The 16,533-nt window shown below is 74.0% G+C and carries 15 protein-coding genes; 7 read left to right on the plus strand and 8 right to left on the minus strand.

Annotated elements, in window-relative coordinates; translation table 11 throughout:
* Positions 1-29 precede the first annotated feature (29 nt).
* The 4 genes from ABZ567_RS18345 to ABZ567_RS18360 all read right to left on the minus strand — a co-directional run bounded on the left by ABZ567_RS18345 (position 30) and on the right by ABZ567_RS18360 (position 3,653).
* Positions 30-350: a cupin gene (locus ABZ567_RS18345; protein WP_360790732.1), complete on the minus strand. Its 321-nt coding sequence runs from the start codon at positions 348-350 to the stop codon at positions 30-32.
* 339 nt (positions 351-689) lie between these two features.
* Complete coding sequence (locus tag ABZ567_RS18350; RefSeq protein ID WP_360790734.1) at positions 690-2,336, minus strand: acyl-CoA dehydrogenase family protein; 1,647 nt, start codon at positions 2,334-2,336, stop codon at positions 690-692.
* Positions 2,320-2,937, minus strand: a complete 618-nt coding sequence (locus ABZ567_RS18355; protein WP_360790737.1) for a TetR/AcrR family transcriptional regulator — start codon at positions 2,935-2,937, stop codon at positions 2,320-2,322. Before ABZ567_RS18355 ends, ABZ567_RS18350 begins: the two co-directional genes overlap by 17 nt.
* Before the next feature lie 131 nt (positions 2,938-3,068).
* On the minus strand, positions 3,069-3,653 hold the full coding sequence (locus ABZ567_RS18360) for a TMEM165/GDT1 family protein (protein WP_360790740.1): 585 nt from the start codon (positions 3,651-3,653) through the stop codon (positions 3,069-3,071).
* 298 nt (positions 3,654-3,951) lie between these two features.
* Between ABZ567_RS18360 and ABZ567_RS18365 the strand changes: the two genes are divergently transcribed.
* The 5 genes from ABZ567_RS18365 to ABZ567_RS18385 all read left to right on the plus strand — a co-directional run bounded on the left by ABZ567_RS18365 (position 3,952) and on the right by ABZ567_RS18385 (position 10,983).
* A complete protein-coding gene (locus ABZ567_RS18365; RefSeq protein ID WP_360790743.1) occupies positions 3,952-4,656 on the plus strand; it encodes a TetR/AcrR family transcriptional regulator in 705 nt (234 codons plus the stop codon).
* A 63-nt stretch (positions 4,657-4,719) separates the two neighbouring features.
* Positions 4,720-6,258 carry an MFS transporter gene (locus tag ABZ567_RS18370; RefSeq protein WP_360790746.1) on the plus strand — a complete coding sequence of 513 codons (1,539 nt, stop codon included), beginning with the start codon at positions 4,720-4,722 and terminating at the stop codon, positions 6,256-6,258.
* Position 6,259: 1 nt separating this feature from the next.
* Positions 6,260-7,369 carry a PP2C family protein-serine/threonine phosphatase gene (locus ABZ567_RS18375; protein ID WP_360790748.1) on the plus strand — a complete coding sequence of 370 codons (1,110 nt, stop codon included), beginning with the start codon at positions 6,260-6,262 and terminating at the stop codon, positions 7,367-7,369.
* 172 nt (positions 7,370-7,541) lie between these two features.
* A complete protein-coding gene (locus tag ABZ567_RS18380) occupies positions 7,542-9,491 on the plus strand; it encodes a CocE/NonD family hydrolase C-terminal non-catalytic domain-containing protein (protein WP_360790751.1) in 1,950 nt (649 codons plus the stop codon).
* A 268-nt stretch (positions 9,492-9,759) separates the two neighbouring features.
* Complete coding sequence (locus tag ABZ567_RS18385) at positions 9,760-10,983, plus strand: alpha/beta hydrolase (protein WP_360790754.1); 1,224 nt, start codon at positions 9,760-9,762, stop codon at positions 10,981-10,983.
* A 23-nt stretch (positions 10,984-11,006) separates the two neighbouring features.
* On the opposite strand, the gene ABZ567_RS18390 is transcribed toward ABZ567_RS18385, so the two are convergent.
* From ABZ567_RS18390 to ABZ567_RS18405, 4 genes are all read right to left on the minus strand, one after another.
* Positions 11,007-11,591 carry a nucleosidase gene (locus ABZ567_RS18390; protein ID WP_360790756.1) on the minus strand — a complete coding sequence of 195 codons (585 nt, stop codon included), beginning with the start codon at positions 11,589-11,591 and terminating at the stop codon, positions 11,007-11,009.
* A gap of 66 nt (positions 11,592-11,657) precedes the next feature.
* Positions 11,658-11,867, minus strand: coding sequence for a DNA-binding protein (locus ABZ567_RS18395; protein WP_360790759.1), 210 nt, complete (start codon positions 11,865-11,867; stop codon positions 11,658-11,660).
* Positions 11,868-12,141: 274 nt separating this feature from the next.
* A complete protein-coding gene (locus tag ABZ567_RS18400) occupies positions 12,142-13,524 on the minus strand; it encodes a VWA domain-containing protein (RefSeq protein WP_360790935.1) in 1,383 nt (460 codons plus the stop codon).
* A complete protein-coding gene (locus ABZ567_RS18405; RefSeq protein ID WP_360790762.1) occupies positions 13,524-14,393 on the minus strand; it encodes a MoxR family ATPase in 870 nt (289 codons plus the stop codon). The genes ABZ567_RS18400 and ABZ567_RS18405 overlap by 1 nt, the downstream gene beginning before the upstream one ends.
* 182 nt (positions 14,394-14,575) lie before the next feature.
* On the opposite strand from ABZ567_RS18405, the gene ABZ567_RS18410 reads away from it, so the two are divergent.
* Complete coding sequence (locus ABZ567_RS18410; RefSeq protein WP_360790765.1) at positions 14,576-15,928, plus strand: GAF domain-containing SpoIIE family protein phosphatase; 1,353 nt, start codon at positions 14,576-14,578, stop codon at positions 15,926-15,928.
* 137 nt (positions 15,929-16,065) lie between these two features.
* A complete protein-coding gene (locus tag ABZ567_RS18415) occupies positions 16,066-16,431 on the plus strand; it encodes a luciferase family protein (RefSeq protein WP_360790767.1) in 366 nt (121 codons plus the stop codon).
* The last annotated feature ends 102 nt before the right edge of the window (positions 16,432-16,533 follow it).

Genomic DNA, 16,533 nt, shown 5'->3' on the forward strand with positions numbered 1-16,533 from the left:
CTCCGTCGCCCCGTGGATCGATCACCCCGTCAGTCGTTCACCGCCGTCAGGAGGACCACCGCGTCCTCCAGGGCGGTGAGTCCGTGCCGCTCCTTGGGGATCATCCGCAGCTCGCCCGCCGTCAGCTCCTCCGCCCACCCGGCCGCCGTCAGGTTGACCCGGCCCCGCAGCACCTGGAGGCTCGCGGCCGGCGGCGCGTTGTGCTCGTCGAGGGACGTGCCCGAGGTCAGGGCGATGACGGTCTGCCGAAGCACCCCGTCATGCATGAGCAGATGCGCGCTGCGCCCGTGCGGCGCGGTGCGGGCCGCGGAGAGATGTTCGTCGGCGAGGGCGGTGAGGTCCAGCTTCATGACTCTCCCTGCGGGGTGCGTCGCGGGCGGATACCCCCCACCCTCTCCTGTGACGTCCGGTACGCAACCCGGGTCCGCCGACCGGGCCGAGCGCACCACCCCGCGAGCCCCGACGGCGATGAACGCCCCGGCGGCGAGCGGGGCGGCCGACCAACGGTGTGCCGCGTAGAGCCAGGACCCCGCGAGGACCAGACGCAGACCTCTGGCAGCGCCGTGACCCGCAGCGCGCGGTGGGCCGCGAGGAGACCCGGCGGCCCGCCGAGGAACTGCGCGTACGAGGTGCGACCGGGCGCCCCGAGGCGCCTGGCGTGACCCGGTCTCCGGTCCGAACGAGAGACCCTAGTCCGCGTCCGGACCGCTTCGCGCGATGATCGCCGCCGTGTCCACGCCCGCCGGCAGTGTGCCGAAGGCGAGGCCCCTGTCGCCGTCGAGCCGGGAGGCACAGAACGCGTCCGCCACCGCCGGATGCCCGTGGCGTACGAGCAGCGAGCCCTGGAGCACCAGGGCCAGCCGCTCGACGAGCCGCCGGGCCCCGTACGCCACCGCGTCCGGGTCGCCGAGCCCCGTCAGGTCCTTGCGCAGGGCCGCGACCGCCGCGTCCAGGCGTCGGTCGGCGCCCGCGCCCCGGTCGACCTCGGCGAAGTACGCCTCCACCGCCCGGGGCTGACGGGCCATCGCCCGTAGCACGTCAAGGGCGGCGACGTTCCCCGAACCCTCCCAGATCGACGGCAGTGGCGCCTCGCGGTAGAGCCTCGGAAGGCCCGAGTCCTCCACGTAGCCGTTGCCGCCCAGGCATTCGAGGGCCTCCGCCGCGTGTGCGGGCGCCCGCTTGCACACCCAGTACTTGGTGACCGCGAGGCCGAGCCGCCGCATCTGCTCCTCCTCCGCGTCGCCGCGCGCCGCCCGGTCCACCGCCCCGGCGAGGCGCAGCGCCGCGACCGTGGCCGCCTCCGCCTCCACCGCCAGGTCGGCCAGGACGTTCCGCATCAGCGGCTGGTCGACGAGCCGCGCCCCGAACGCCTCCCGGCGCGTGGCGTGGTGCACGGCCTGCACGAGCCCCAGACGCATCCCGGACGCCGAGCTGACGGCGCAGTCGAGCCGCGTCATGTTGACCATCCGGATGATGGTGGGCACCCCGCGCCCCTCCTCGCCCACGAGCCGGCCGATGGCACCCTCGTACTCGATCTCGGACGAGGCGTTGGACCGGTTGCCCAGCTTGTCCTTGAGGCGCTGGAGGCGGATCGCGTTGCGGTTGCCGTCCGGCAGCACCCGGGGCACCAGGAAGCAGGACAGTCCACCGGGCGCCTGCGCCAGAGTGAGGAAGACGTCCGACATCGGCGCCGACGTGAACCACTTGTGGCCGGTCAGCGCGTACAGGCCGGGCTCGCCCGTCGGGACGGCCCGGGTCGTGTTGGCCCGGACGTCCGACCCGCCCTGCTTCTCCGTCATCGACATCCCGGCGATGATCCCGCGCTTCTCCGTCGGCACCCGCAGCCCGAAGTCGTACGACGGGGACGTCAGCAACGGCTCGTACACCTCGGCCAGCTCCGGCTGGACCCGCAGCGCCGGCACCGCCGCGTACGTCATGGAGACCGGGCACAGGTGGCCCGCGTCGGCCTGCCCCCACACGAACACCTTCGCCGCGCGGGCCACGTGCGCGCCGGGCCGCTCGTCGCGCCAGGGAGCGCCGTGCAGCCCGTGCCGTACGGCCACGCCCATCAGCTCGTGCCAGTACGGGTGGAACTCGACCTCGTCGATCCGGTGCCCGTACCGGTCGTGGGTGTGCAGGACGGGGGAGTGGCGCTCGGCGAGCCGCCCCCACTCCTGGGCCTGTTCGCCGCCCGCCAGCACCCCCAGCTCGCGGACCTCGGCCTCGGCCCATCCCGCGCCCTCCCGGCGCAGCGACTCCAGGAGCGCGGGGTGGGCGGATACGTCGTAGCCGGTCAGGGGCGGTACCTGGTTGGTGACCTCATGTGTGGTCGGCATCGGGAACTCCCAGTGCTCGGAGGGTGAAGGTGACGAGTGCGGGTACGGTGCCGGGTCCGACGGACCCCTCCGCCAGCGGGCCGACGAGCGCTTCCGCACCGGCCCCGACGAGCGCCGACGCGGTCAGGGCGGGGTCCTGCGGCGGCAGCTCGCCGGAGCGCACGCCTTCCTCTACGCGCGCGGCGAACACGTCCCGGAACGCGCGCCGGAAGACGAGCCGCTCGGCGTCCACGGCCGGGTCCACCGGCTCGGCGAGCAGCGCGTACGCCAGGCGCGGCGACTTCAGGGCGCGCAGGGCGAAGGTCTCGATGACGGCGACCACGCGCTCGGCGGCCGAACGGTGGCCGGGGTGTCCGGCCGCCTCGGAGACGGCAGCGACCTCCCGGCTCACCACGGTCCGGAACAGCTCCACGGAGAGCTCGGCCTTGCTGGGGAAGTGGCGGTACACGCTGCCCGTGGCGATTCCGGCGCGGGCGGCGACGGCGGCCACCGTGCAGCCCGCGTAACCCTGCTCGGCGAGCAGTTCGCGGGCCGCGTCGACGACGGCGGCACGCTGGGCGTCGAGCCGGGCCTGAATGGCGGGGGTACGGCGGTAGGGCATGGAAGAAGTGAAGCAATGATTCATTGCTTCATCAAGGGGACCCTTCGACATCGCTGACAACCCCGGAACGGCGCACGCCCCCGCCGGGGTGGGCGGGGGCGGGCACGGGGAGCGGGGTCGGTCGGTCGGCGTCAGCCGGTGAAGACCTCGGTCAGTGACCAGATGGCGAGGCCTGCCATGCAGACACCACCGATGCGCTGCACGGTCTTGAGCGGTACGCGCTTGGCGATGAACCGGCCCGCGACCAGGGCGAGCGCGGAGACGCTCATCAGGGCCGCGAGGGATCCGATCGCCGTCGACCAGGTGCCGTTGGTGGCGGCCAGATTGGCGGTCGTGATCTGGGTGAGGTCACCCCACTCGCTGATGAAGACGGCCATGAAGGCGGTCGAGAAAACGGGCCAGAAGCCGGTCACCGTCCGCCCGCCCGTGTCGTCCTCCTCGTCGTCGCCCCCGCCGCGCAGCAGCATGAACGCGCCGAAACCGAACAGCAGGGCCGAGACCAGCTTCACGGACCAGCCGGGAAGCAGCCCGAGCAGGCTGCCCGCTCCCACGGCGATGGCGACATGGGCGAGGAAGGCCGTGGAGGTGCCGATCCACACGTACAGCGGACGCATGCGCGTGCCCATGGCGAGGGACGCGAACATCGTCTTGTCGGGAAGCTCGGCGAGGAAGATCAGCCCGAAGGCAGTGAGGATCGCCAAGGGGTCGAGGTGCATACCGGGGCTCTCTGCTCGGTCCGGGCCCGTGGACCCGCACACGGCGCCTGGTGGGCGACGGGAGGACCACTCGGCCCGGCATGACGGACCGCGCCCACGGAAGCGCGGACGCGGTTGATGCCTGGCCGAAGGTCTCGCCCGTCCACGTCGAACGTGGACCCGGTCACCGGGAACCCGGGGGTTCCAGTGTGTCGACGACCGGTTCGCAGGGCTACTCCCCTTCGCTGTCCCTCAGTGTAACCGACAGGGGTGTGCGAGTGAGTAGACAGTGTCTACTCGATCCTGGTAGACAGTGTCTATGAGCAAGGGGACAGAGGACCGCGACTGCCGTGACGGCAGCCAGGACGCCCGCCGTGACGCCGATCGTGATGGCGGTCAGGACGCCGACTGCGGCGAGCGGGACGCCGACCGTGACTGTGAAGGTGACCGTCACGGCGGAGGGCTGCGAGCCCGGCTCGTCACGGTCGGCGTAGAGCTCGTCAACGCCGAAGGCGCACAGGCTCTCTCGCTACGCGAGATCGCCCGCCGCGCCGGTGTCTCCCACGGAGCGCCCCGACGCCACTTCCCCACCCATCTCGACCTCCTCTCGGCCATCGCCCGCCGGGGCTTCGCCGAACTGGCCGCCCGCATCGCCGCCGAGGACCGGGCGTCCGCCGCACCGCGCGAACGGATCGTGCTCCTCGCCCGCGTGTACCTCGACTACGCCGAGACCCGGCGCGGCATGTACGAGCTGATGTTCCGGCATGACCTCCTGGAGAGCGGCCGACTGGGTCTGCGGGAGACGAGCCTGCCGCTCTTCGCCCATCTCACCGGGCTCGTCGCCCGTGTCCACCCTGACGCAGACCCCGTCGTCGTCGCGGCCGCGCTCTGGGCCAACCTCCACGGCATCGCCCAGCTCTGGCACTGGGGCAGCCTCCGGCTCGCGACCGGCGGCGGCGACCCGGCCCCGCTTCTCACCGCCGCCCTCGACGCCCACCTCGGCCCCGAGGAGCCCGGCCGATGACCGCCCGCCGTGAGCTCGTGAGCCCGGCGCGACCCCCCCCGCCGCGATCTTGTGAAGCCCGGCGTGATCGCCCGCCGTGGTCCCGCGAAGGCCTCCCCGTCGACCGCCCGCCGAGGGCCCGTCCTCGCGTGCAGCGTCGTCGGCGCGGCCGTGGTCGCCCTCGACGGCACCGTCCTCACCGTCGCCCAGCCCGCCCTCCAGCGCGATCTGGGCGCCGGCCTGGACCAGGTGCAGTGGACGAGCACCGGCTACCTGATCGCGGTGGCGAGCCTCCTGGTCGTCGCGGGCCGGCTCGGTGACCGCTACGGCCACCGTCGGGTCTTCGCGGTCGGCGCGATCGGCTTCGCCGCCGTCTCCACCGGCATCGCACTGGCCCCCGGCATCGGAGCGGTGATCGTGCTCCGCGTGCTCCAGGGGGTGTGGGGGGCGCTCCTCCAGCCCGCCACCCTCGGCATGCTCCGGACGGCGTTTCCTCCGGAGCGGCTCGGGACCCCGATCGCCCTGCGCACGGCCGCCATCGGGCTCGCCGCCGCGGCCGGACCGCTCGTCGGTGGTGCGCTGGTCTCCGCGTACGGCTGGCGCTCGGTCTTCCTCCTCGGCGTACCCCCGACCCTCGCGATCGGACTGCTCGCCCTCGGCACGGGCGAACGGGACCATGAACGTCAGGTCGAGCGTCAGGTTGAACGTCCGGGTGACGGTCCGGGTGAGCGTGATGCGGAGGAAAGGGCTCCCACCCCCCGGCCCGCCCCCGGCCGGCTTTCCGCGCTCGACCCGCTCGGGGCGCTGCTGCTCGCCGCCGCGCTCGGGCTGGTCGTCCACGGCCTCGTCGAAGCGGCCCGCCCCGGAGGTGCGACAGCCGGTGCGCTCGCCTGTGCCGGGGCCGTCGCCGCCGCGGTCGCTCTCGCCCGGCACGAGCGCCGAGCCGCGCGCCCCCTCCTGCCGCCGGAGCTGCTCCGGAGCGCGCCCGTCGTCGCCGGCCTCGCCGTCCTCCTCGCGGCCTCGGCCGCCCTCTTCGGCTCGCTCTTCGTGGCGACGTACTTCCTCCAGGACGTCCAGGGCCTCGACCCCCTCGACTGCGCACTGCGCGTCCTGCCGCTCGCCGTGCTCATGGTGCTCGGCGCGCCGCTCTGTTCGCCGCTCCAGCGCCGGTTCGGCCCCCGGCGTACGGCGACGGCGGGTGCCGTCCTGCTCACCCTCGGGGTGCTGTCCCTCTCCCGGCTCGACGCGACGGCGGGTGCGGTGTCCACGGGCACGTCGGCCGCCCTGCTCGGCGCCGGGTTCGTCACCGTGCTCGTCACGGCGACATCGGTCGTCGTGCACCGAGCACCCGAGGACCATGCCGGAGTCGCCGGCGGCCTCCAGCAGACCGCGATGAACGTCGGACCCGCTCTCGGCGTCGCCGTCGCGACCCTTCTGATCGCCCGGGTCCCGCTCGGCGGATTCGTCCCGGCCGCAGGCGCCGCCGTCCCCGCCCTCGTCGTGATCGCCGCTCTCGCCGTCCCCGCCGCACTCGCCCTGCCCGGCGCCGACGCGGGCCGGGGGAGGACACGCCGGGGGCCCACGTCCCCCCGGCGCGGGTGCCGATCCTGCGTACGATCATGAGATGCCCGACGGCCACCGGGGCGGTCCCGGCACAGCGGCCCGCACCCAGTTCAACCTCGGTCGCGCGCTGCCGTTACTGGTCCTGGCCCTGACTCTCCTCGCCGACCTGATCACCCCCGACCGGGAGCGGTTCGACCGCCTCCTCGTCGCCGCGCCCGCGCTCGCCGCCGTCACCTGGAGCGTGCGCGGGACGATCGGGATCGGGCTGCTCGCCATGGGCGCCCGCATGCTGCTCGGTCTCACCCGGGGGGAACCGCTCGTCCCGGAACTCGTCGCGAGCGAGATCGTGCTGGCGGCCGTCACCGCCGCCGCGGCCTGGGTCAGCCGGGTCCGGGCCCGCTACGAACAGGACCTGCGGGAAGTCACCGCCGTCGCGGAGTTGGTACAGCGGGTCGTGCTGCGTCCGCTCCCTGCCCGCCTCGGCCGCTTCGACCTGTACCTGCTGTACGTGGCGGCCGCCGCGAAGGCCCGGATCGGCGGCGACTTCTACGAGGCCGTACGGGTCCCCGGCGCGGTGCGGATCATGCTCGGTGACGTCCAGGGCAAGGGCCTCGGAGCCGTCGAGACCGCTTCCGTCCTGCTCGGCGCCTTCCGCGCCGCCGTCAACGACGCCCCCGACCTGGCCGTCCTCGCCGACCGGCTCGACGAGGGCCTCGCCCGCTACGGAGCCTGGGACCCCGACTCCGACGCCGCCGAACGCTTCGCCACCGTCGTCCTCGTCGAACTCCCCGACGGCGAGGACACCGCGCGGCTCCTCAGCTGCGGCCACCCCGCCCCGCTGCTCCAGCACGGGACCGACGTGCGGCCCGTGGACTTCCCCGATCCCTCACTGCCCGTCAACCTCGCGGGTCTCGCCGACTCCCGGCACCGGATCGAGGAGGTCCCCTTCGGCCCGGGGGACCGGCTGCTCCTCTACACCGACGGCGTCAGCGAGACCCGCGACCGGGCCGGCACCTTCTACCCGGTCGAACCGCGAATGCGCCGGTGGGCGACGGAACCTGCCGGGGCACTGCCGGAACTCCTGCACAAGGACCTCATCGACTACGGGGCCGGGGGCCTCGACGACGATGTCGCCGCCCTGCTCGTGGTCTGTCCGCCCGAGGCTCGCTGACCCGTCCCCGTCGTCACCAAACATCGACTTCGGGGCGGATTGTGTCGTTCCTGACGGGTTGCGTGCCTCGGGCGCTCTTCGCACGCTCTGTTCCCTCCACCTCGCATGCGTGAGGCTGGTGACCGTCCGCATCGCGGACAGTCACCAGTCCAGTCGAGAGGAACGGGTGCACGTGCCCCAGGAGAACTCCACCACCCCCGGCTCGCCCGAACGCTTTCCCGGCTTCCCCGACGTGACGGCGGGCCTGACCACCGCCGAGGCCGGCCGGATCGCGGCTCGCGGCCTCTGGGCCGCCGAAGCGACGGTGGACCCCGGCGCCGTCCGGCTCGGCCAGACCCTCGCCAACGCCCTCCTGAGCGAAGCGACCGAGAGCACCGACAGCACCGACATCACCGGCGCCTCCAGCGCCACCGGCCCCGCCGAGGCACTGCTCCCCGCCGAAATCGCCGCGTTCGTCCGGGAGGTGCGCGGCCGGGCCCTGCCCGCTTACCACCGCATCGAGGGGTCCACGGAGGGCGTGCGGCTGTCCGCCTTCAGCCTCCGGCAACTCGGCCCCGGCCCGCACCCGCTCGTCGTCGTCCCGGCCGGCTGGACCCCCTTCGGCTGGCCGCTGTTCCTCTGGTCGTACCTCGTCCTCGCCCACAAGGGCTACCACGTCCTCGCCTACACCCCCCGCGGCCTCGGCATCCCCGGCCTGCCGTCCACCTCCACCGGCTGCATCGACATCGCAGGCCCCCACGACTGGGCCGACGGCTCCGCCGTTATCGACTTCGCCGTCGACCACTTCGCCCCGAACGCCATCGGGTTCATGGGCGAGTCCTACGGCTCCGGCATCAGCCAGCTCGTCGCCGCCCACGACGACCGGGTCGCCGCCGTCGTCGCCCTCAGCACCTGGGGCAACCTCGCCACCAGCCTCTACGATCACGACACCCGCCACCTCGCGGCCGTGAAGGCCCTCCTCGCCCTCACGGGCGGCTCGGTGGAGTCCAAGTTCGACGAGGAGAACCAGCGGATCCTCGCCGACTTCCAGGCCGACCGGAACCTGGACACCGTCGTCGAATGGGGCCGGCTGCGCGCCCCCGAGTCGTATCTCGACCTGACCAACGACAACGGCACGCCCACCTTCTTCTCCAACACCTGGCACGAGAGCCTCTTCGCGGTCAACCAGACCCTGACGACCTTCAACGGCCTCGACGTGCCCAAGCGGCTCAACCTCTGGATCGGTGACCACGCCGCACCCGAGGGCCCCGCGCTGATCGGCCCGCCCGCGACACCCGGCGAGGTCAACCTCCCCATGGAGGAGGCGTACGCCTGGCTCGACCACCACCTCAAGGGCGAACGCAACGGGGTCGAGGACTGGCCGCGGATCTGCAACCAGGTGATGTTCACCTACGAGACGGAACCGGTCACGGACCCCGGGACCGGCGAACCGACCGGCGAGAACCGGATCGTCACGCCCGCCCGCCGGGAGACCAGCCCCGACTGGAGCGAGGTCACCCGCGCCACCGAGGTGTTCGGCCTCACCGGCGACGGCGCGGGCGGCTCCGACGGCCGCCTCCTCCCCGTCGCCGAAGGAGTGCCCGAGGCGGAGGAGACCGGCTGGCGACGCGCGTTCCTCGCGGGTGTCGACACCGAGGCCACCGCCATGGACGCCCTCATGAAGACCGGCCAGGCCGAGTGGGCGGGCAACCCCAAGATCTACGACACCCGCAAGATCGACCGTCGGCACGCGGTCGCGTGGACGACCGACCCGCTCGCCTCGCCCGACGGGGAGGGGACGGCCGGCCGCCGCGTCCGGGGCATTCCCCGGCTGCGCCTCACGGTCCGCTCCACCGCCACCTCCGCGAGCCTCTACGCCCACCTCCTGGACGTCGCCGAGGACGACACGGCCCGGATCATCACCCACGAGCCGCTCAACGTGTACGGCCTGACACCCGACCAGGACACCACCGTCACGTGGAAGCTCCAGGCGGCCGCGTACGACATCCCGTCCGGACACCGGCTGATGCTGGTCGTCGACAGCAAGGACCCGCTGTACGGCGACGCCTCCGTCACCTGGACGCAGACCGTGATCAGCTCCCCGGACGGCGAGCCGTCCTTCCTCGAACTGCCGCTCGGCTGACCTCCGGCAGCCGTCCGGCGGACGGGTGCGCACGCGGGCCGAGCGCGCGCACCCTCCCTCGACCGTGACGTTTCCCGGGCAGACCCCCTGATGGCGCGCCGCTCCGGGTGCGCCCCACTGTCCGGGGGCCGGCACCCGGCCTCCGCCCACCACCCCGCGCCGCCCCCTTGAACCAGGCCCTCCACCGCCCCGTGTCCGCCCCAGGTCTGACGGGACATGAGCCCCCAGCAGGACGCGCCGTGGGGTTCGCAGTGCCTAGCGTGCCCCCATGACCCGATTCACCAGGGCGGCAGCGGCCGCTCTCCTCGCCTGTTCCCTCGCGTTACCCGGCGCCCTCGCCACGGCGGCCCCCGCCACGGCCGTCGCGTCGGCCCCCGACGCCCCGTCGACCCGGGGCCCGGCCCCGTCCGCCGCGTCCTTCGCGACGCCGGCCGTCACCCGGGCCGTGCTCCCCGCGCCCACCGGGCCGTACTCCATCGGCAGCACCGTCGTGTCGCTCGTCGACCGGTCCCGTACCGACCCGTGGGTCCCCACTGCCGACGGACGCGCGCTCATGGTCACGCTCCACTATCCGGCCGCCCGCGCCGGGGGCGGCGGCCGTCCCGCCGCCTACGCCACCCGGGAGGAGGCGCGGCTGCTCGCCGCACAGCTGGGTTCGGGCGTCTCCGGCGACGTGCTCGCCCGGACCCGCACCCACAGCAGGACCGACGCGCGCCCCGCGCCGGGCCGTCGTCCCCTGGTGCTCCTCTCGCCGGGATTCGGCGTCTCCCGCTGGACGCTCACGCATCTCGCCGAGGACCTCGCCTCCCGTGGCTTCGTCGTCGCCTCCGTCGACCACGCCCACGAGTCCTACGGGATCAGCCTCCCCGACGGCCGCACCCTCACCTGCGTCGCCTGCACCGCCCTGGACGAGGGCGGCGTCCACGGCAGCGTGGTCACCTCGACCCGCGCCGCCGACATGCGGTACGTCCTGGACCGGCTGACCGGGCCCCGGCCCGTCTGGAGGTACGCCGACGACGTGATCGACGCCCGCAGGATCGGCATGGCAGGTCACTCCATCGGCGGAGCGAGCGCGGCAACGGCGATGGTGGCCGATCCGCGTGTCGACGCCGGTGTCAACATGGACGGGGCCTTCTGGGAGGACCTGCCCGCGGAGGGCCTGCGGGGCCGCCCGTTCCTGATGCTCGGTACGCACGACGACACGCATCGGCCCGGAGGCACCGACGCCACCTGGGACCGGACGTGGTCCGCGCTCGACGGCTGGAAGCGGTGGATCACGGTGGCCGGCTCCGACCACTTCACCTTCTCGGACGGCCCCGTGATCTCGCGTCACTTCGGCCTGCCGCAGCCCGAACTGCCCACCGACCGCGCCGTCACCGTCACCCGGACGTACGTGGCCGCCTTCTTCGACCGCCACCTGCGCGGGCTCCCGCGCCCCCTCCTCGACGGCCCGTCGCCGGCGAACCCGGAGGTCCACTTCCAGCACCGCTGACCCGCCCCACGGGCCGAACGCCCTCAGGAGCGGTACGGGGTGTTCGCCTCCGCCCAGTCCGCAAGCGCCCGCGCGCACTCGGCGACCGATTCCCGCCAGGTGCGCGCGGCACCGGCACCGGCCTCGTCGCTGACGTGCTTGACGATGCGCAGCGGCACCCCGGTGAGCTCCGCCGCGGCCGCGAGCGCGTACCCCTCCATGTCGACCAGCGGCGCCCGCTCCGCGAGCCGGGCGCGAGCGGCGTCGTCCGAGATGAACGCGTCGCCGGTGGCCAGGACCACCTCGCCGCCGTCGGGCAGCGACAGCGGCGCCCCGTACGTCTCGCCGGTCAGCGTGGCGAGCAGCTCGCCGTCGAGGTCGTGCTGCACCACGGTCCCGACGACATGCGTCCCGGACCAGCCGGAACGCAGCGCCCCGGCCGTGCCCAGGTTCACGATCCCGGACGGACGCGGGCCTCGGCCGAGGACGGTCGCGAGTGCGGTCGCCGCGTTCACCTTGCCCATGCCGGTCAGGAGCACGGGCAGTTCCGTGTCCAGGAACTGCGCCTCCTCCTTGACGGCGAGGACGAGCAGCGGACGGTCGGCGGTGATCACTCCCAGGAGTTCCATGGGGCCACGCTAGTTCGAGCACCGGCCTGCCGTACAACCGATGCCCATGTCAGGTGCGACGGGCGCTCACCCCAGCGACAGACCGCGCTCCGCGAGCGCCTCCCCGAGCACGCGCAACGCCTTCGGCCCGACGCCGTGCAGTGCGGCGAGCTCGGCGGCGGGCACCCCCGCGAGCTGGTCGAGGCGGGTGTATCCGGCCCCGGCGAGCGCGCGGGTCGCGGGGGCGCCGACGGCGCGGGGGAAGTCCGTCTCGGGACGGTCGGATGCGATGGCCATGGACCGATCGTGCCACGCCAGGCGGTGCGTTCCCTGTCGGGGAGCGAAGGCTGGACGGAGTCCGGGAGGCCCACGCCGCGCACACCCGCGTCGTGCGCCTGTGTCGCGTGCGCCTGTGTCGCGTACGCCAGCGTCGCGTACGTCCGCCGCCCCCAAGCGCCACGCTTGTTCGCCGCCTGCGCCCGCGCCGTACGGGCCCGCACCGTGTACGTACCCGGGCCGTGTACGTACCCGGGCCGTACGCGCGCGCGGTCCGCCCCCCGCCGCCCCGTCCTCAGACCGGCAGCAGACGTCCGATCAGCGCTCCCAGCTGGCGGGCGTTCCGGCACGGGCGCATCTCGACGAGGTCGGCGTAGGCCGGGGCCGCCGAGTCGCCCGTGCCCCACAGCGCGGGCTGCTCGGGGTTGAGCCAGTGGACCCGCCGCGCCCGCTCCGCGATCCGCTTCAGCGCCGCCAGGTTCGGGTCGGAGCCGTTGGTGCGGGCGTCCCCGAGGACGAAGACCACCGTGCGCGGGCCGACGACGTCCGCGTACCGCTCGGCGAACTCGCCGAGCGCCGTCCCGTAGTCGCTCTGCCCGTGCCAGCCGGTCAGCTCCGCCTCCGCGAGGATCCGCTCGCCGAGGCCCGCCGGGTCCGACGGGCCCCGGGCGATGAGCCCCGTGACCTCGTCCACCCGGTTGACGAAGGCGAAGACCCGGACTTTGCTGAACTGGTCGTGCAGGGCCTGCACCAGGAGCATCGTGAACTGCGCGAAACCTGCCACCGATCCCGAGACGTCGCACAGCAGGACCAGCTCGGGCCGCCGGGGCCTGCGCCGTCGGTACACCGGGCGCACCGGCACGCCCCCGGTCGACAGCGACCGGCGCAGCGTCCGCCGCAGATCGATCTCCCCACGCGCCGCCCGCCGCCGCCGGGCCGCGAGCCGGGTGGCCAGCTTCCGCGCCAGCGGCCGTACCGTACGCCGCAGCTCGTCCAGCTGTGCCCGTCCGGCGAGGAGGAAGTCCACGGTGTCGGCCGTCCCCACGACCGCACGGCGTGCCACCGGGTCCCGGCCCTGCCGCTCGGCGACCCGGCGCCGGGCCTCGGTCCGCACCCCCTCACGGAAGGCCTCGATCCGCCGCCGGATCTCGTCGTCGAGCAGCCGGTCGGTGAAGTCGGGATCCGCCCCGCCGGGGGCCGTCCTGAGCCGCTCCCGCACCCGGGCGAGCAACGTCTCCGGGCGGAGCCGGGAGAGCGTCTGGTACGAGGACCAGCCGTCCGACCCCGGGGCGGAGCCGTAGCCGCCGAAACCGCCCACCGCCTCGGCGGCGAGCCGGTCGAGAGCGGCGTCGTCACCGGCGCTGAGGGCCTCCGTGAGCCGCTCGCGCAGCGCGGCGAGACCTGCCGGGGTGCCGTCGTACTCCTCCGCCGCCCCGGTGTGGCCGAGCGGGAAGTGCAGGTCGAAGACCCGGTCGAACACCGGGCGCTGCCCCTCCCCGTGCAGCAGGGTCGCCGCCAGCGCCTCCCGTACCCGCTCGCGGTCCGTGAACCCCACCACCTCCAGGGCCCGTCCCGCGTCCACGGTCTCGCCCGTCCCGATGCCGAACCCGTGGTCGCGCAATGCCCCCACCAGGCTGGTGAGCCGTGCGACCGCCCCCGCCGCCTCCGGCTCCGGGATCACACCGTGTCCAGATCGAGCTTGGCCGCGGCCTTCACGATGTCCTCCTGGTGCTTGAGGAGGACGCCCAGGGTCTCCCGTACGATCCGCTCGTCCAACCGGTCCGCGCCCAGCGCGAGCAGGGTGCGGGCCCAGTCGATCGTCTCCGAGACGGACGGCGCCTTGCGCAGGTCCATCGCCCGTAGCGCCCCCACGACCCGCACCACGGACGCGGCGAGCGCGGAGTCGAGGCCGGGGACCTTGAGCCTGACGATCCGGCGCTCCAGCTCCTCCTCGGGGAAGCCGACGTGCAGGAAGAGGCACCGCCGGCGCAGCGCCTCGGACAGTTCGCGGCTCGCGTTCGAGGTGAGGACGGTGAACGGCCGGCGGCTCGCCGTGATCGTGCCGAGTTCGGGCACGGTGATCTGGAAGTCGCTGAGCACCTCCAGGAGGAGGCCCTCCACCTCCACGTCCGCCTTGTCGGTCTCGTCGATCAGGAGCACGGTGGGCTCCTCGGAACGGATCGCGGTGAGCAGCGGCCGGGAGAGCAGGAACTCCTCGCCGAAGATGTCCGTCCGTGTCTCGTCCCACGACTCGCCCCGGCCGGCCGTGATCCGCAGCAGCTGCTTGGCGTGGTTCCACTCGTACAGCGCGCGGGACTCGTCGACGCCCTCGTAGCACTGCAACCGGACCAGCCGGGCGCCCGTCACCTCGGTCACGGCCTTGGCGAGCTCCGTCTTGCCGACGCCGGCCGGGCCCTCGACGAGGAGCGGCTTGCCGAGCCGGTCGGCGAGGAAGACGGTGGTGGCGACGGCGGGCGACGCCAGGTAGCCGGTCGCGGCGAGCCGTTCCGCGACGTCGTCGACGGAGCTGAAGAATCCGGTCGTCATGGCAGTCCCCCCGGGAACGTGATGTCTACTGACCAGTAGCCTCTGCTGCAGTACTTGATCAGATCGGGCTCGGCCGCACAACCGTCCCGCACGAGGTCCGTACCGCGCGCGGGATGCCACCCGCTGGTGCAATGGAGGAGTGACCGGGTACGCCGCCCGGGACCCGCGGCGGTGGAGGTGTCGTGGCGGAGCGTGACGAGGGCCTCGTGGCCAGGGTGTGGGCCATGGAGCGGGCGACCGGTGAGATCGGCAGGACGCTCGACGAGACGATCACCTGTCGCGAACTCGCGGCCTTCGCCGCCCGCCATCTGCACGCGACGACGACGGTCGACCTGACGGGGGGACGGGGCGCCCCACCCAGACGCGCGGCCCACGCGGCCCCGCCCCCCGGCGGTGGGGTGGCGTCGGCACCCCCGGCCCCCGCCGACGGCGCTGCAGACGCCACCCGGTCCGGCGCCAACAGCATCGACGCCGCCGCCCCCGCCCCCACCGCCGCCCCCGCCCCGACCGGCCACGCCACCGACGCCCTGCCCGGCGCCACCCCTACCGACCAAGCCGCCACCGCCCTGACCCACCCCGCCCCCGACGCCCGCGTCGGCCACGCCACCGACGTCTGGTCCGGCGCCGACCCGATCGGCCACGCCGCCCCCTCCCACCGGCTCTCCGTCCCCCTCGCCGTTCACGACGAGGAGCCCTTCGGAGCGGTCACCCTCACCCGGACCGGTGGCGGGTCCTTCTCCGGCGACGAGGTCGCCCTGCTCCGCCACATCGCCCGGCTGACGGCCCGGCACCTCCGTCATGCCCGGCTCCTCGCGGCCACCGAGGACACCGCGCTCCACCTCCAGCGCGCCCTGGTCGCCGAACCGGGACGGCCGCACCCCAACCTGGAGGTCGCCGGGGGCTACCTGCCCGCGGGGCCCCGCGCCCTCGTGGGCGGGGACTGGTTCGAGACCGTGAGGCTCCACTTCGGCCGCAGCCTCCTCGTCGTCGGCGACGTCATGGGCCACGGCCTGGACGCTGCCGTCGACATGAACGCCTACCGCACCGCGCTCCGCGAGGTCGCCGCGACGGACCTGCCCCCGCACCGGGTGCTCCGCCACCTCGACTCCGTGGTCGCCGAGGACGACGCCCGCCGCCCCGCCACCTGCCTCCTCGTCCGGGTCGATCCGGCCCGCGGCACCGCCACCTTCGCCAGCGCCGGGCACCTGCCGCCCGTCGTCTTCGCCGCGGACGGCTCGGCGGAGTTCGTCGAGCTTCCGGTCGGCCCGCCCCTGGGCACCGGCGTCGGCGGCTACGAACCCACCACCCGCCCGCTCACCCCCGCCGAGACCCTGCTGGTCTTCACCGACGGACTCGTCGAACGGCGCGGCGAGGACATCGACGTGTCGCTGGCCCGTCTCGCGGCCCTGCGGCTCCCCGCGGACTCCGGCCCCCGCCAGGTCGTCGACGAGGTGCTCCGCCGCCTCGACGCGCACGGCGCGGAGGACGACGTGGCCGTCCTCGCGGCGCGCGTCCGCGCGCGTGCACCACAGTGACCCGGAGTCACATCCTTCCCACGGAGCGCGGTGACGCACGGTCATCCGGCTCCTGCCCGTGGCATGTTTCCCACCTGGACGGGATTCTTCCGGCAGGACGCTTGTGCGCGGCCCCCGGGCCCGGCACGCTCCTCCGTATGAACACGGCCAGGCATGCCAGTGAACGTCTGATGAGCTGGCCCTCGCTGACCCCCGGCAGCGCCCACTGCGGCGCCGAGGTCGGACTGGGCACCGCGACACAGGAGATCGTGCACTTCCACGGTGAACACGAGGCGGACGTCCATCTGACCCGCGCCATGATCGCGAAGCTGCGCCCGGCCCTCCTCGGGTCGAGCGCGGTCCGTCTTCGTGCCGGCTCGGGATGGGTGACCGTCCGTCTGGACATGGGCTCGGACATCGACCTGCTCGCCACCCTGGTGAGCGCCGCCCTCCAGGCCAACGGCATCCCCGACGTCACCCCGGACGGCTGCACCCGCACCCTCCCAGTCCCGGGGGACCGCTGAAGCGTGGTGCGGAGGTTCGACTGCGAATCACGGCGACGGCCACCGGTACACCGCTCCACCCCCACGCCTCTGCCGACCCTGATTCGGCTTGCCACTCGATGG

The organism is Streptomyces sp. NPDC016459 (genome assembly GCF_040632845.1).
Taxonomy (GTDB): Bacteria; Actinomycetota; Actinomycetes; order Streptomycetales; family Streptomycetaceae; genus Streptomyces.

What these genes read in the sequence shown, in the direction of transcription:
- ABZ567_RS18355 (WP_360790737.1), bottom strand. Translation starts at nt 2,937, where the DNA reads ATGCCCTACCGCCGTACCCCCGCCATTCAGGCCCGGCTCGACGCCCAG.
- ABZ567_RS18415 (WP_360790767.1), top strand. Translation starts at nt 16,066, where the DNA reads ATGAACACGGCCAGGCATGCCAGTGAACGTCTGATGAGCTGGCCCTCG.
- ABZ567_RS18385 (WP_360790754.1), top strand. Translation starts at nt 9,760, where the DNA reads ATGACCCGATTCACCAGGGCGGCAGCGGCCGCTCTCCTCGCCTGTTCC.
- ABZ567_RS18365 (WP_360790743.1), top strand. Translation starts at nt 3,952, where the DNA reads ATGAGCAAGGGGACAGAGGACCGCGACTGCCGTGACGGCAGCCAGGAC.
- ABZ567_RS18390 (WP_360790756.1), bottom strand. Translation starts at nt 11,591, where the DNA reads ATGGAACTCCTGGGAGTGATCACCGCCGACCGTCCGCTGCTCGTCCTC.
- ABZ567_RS18375 (WP_360790748.1), top strand. Translation starts at nt 6,260, where the DNA reads ATGCCCGACGGCCACCGGGGCGGTCCCGGCACAGCGGCCCGCACCCAG.
- ABZ567_RS18395 (WP_360790759.1), bottom strand. Translation starts at nt 11,867, where the DNA reads ATGGCCATCGCATCCGACCGTCCCGAGACGGACTTCCCCCGCGCCGTC.
- ABZ567_RS18405 (WP_360790762.1), bottom strand. Translation starts at nt 14,393, where the DNA reads ATGACGACCGGATTCTTCAGCTCCGTCGACGACGTCGCGGAACGGCTC.
- ABZ567_RS18345 (WP_360790732.1), bottom strand. Translation starts at nt 350, where the DNA reads ATGAAGCTGGACCTCACCGCCCTCGCCGACGAACATCTCTCCGCGGCC.
- ABZ567_RS18360 (WP_360790740.1), bottom strand. Translation starts at nt 3,653, where the DNA reads ATGCACCTCGACCCCTTGGCGATCCTCACTGCCTTCGGGCTGATCTTC.
- ABZ567_RS18350 (WP_360790734.1), bottom strand. Translation starts at nt 2,336, where the DNA reads ATGCCGACCACACATGAGGTCACCAACCAGGTACCGCCCCTGACCGGC.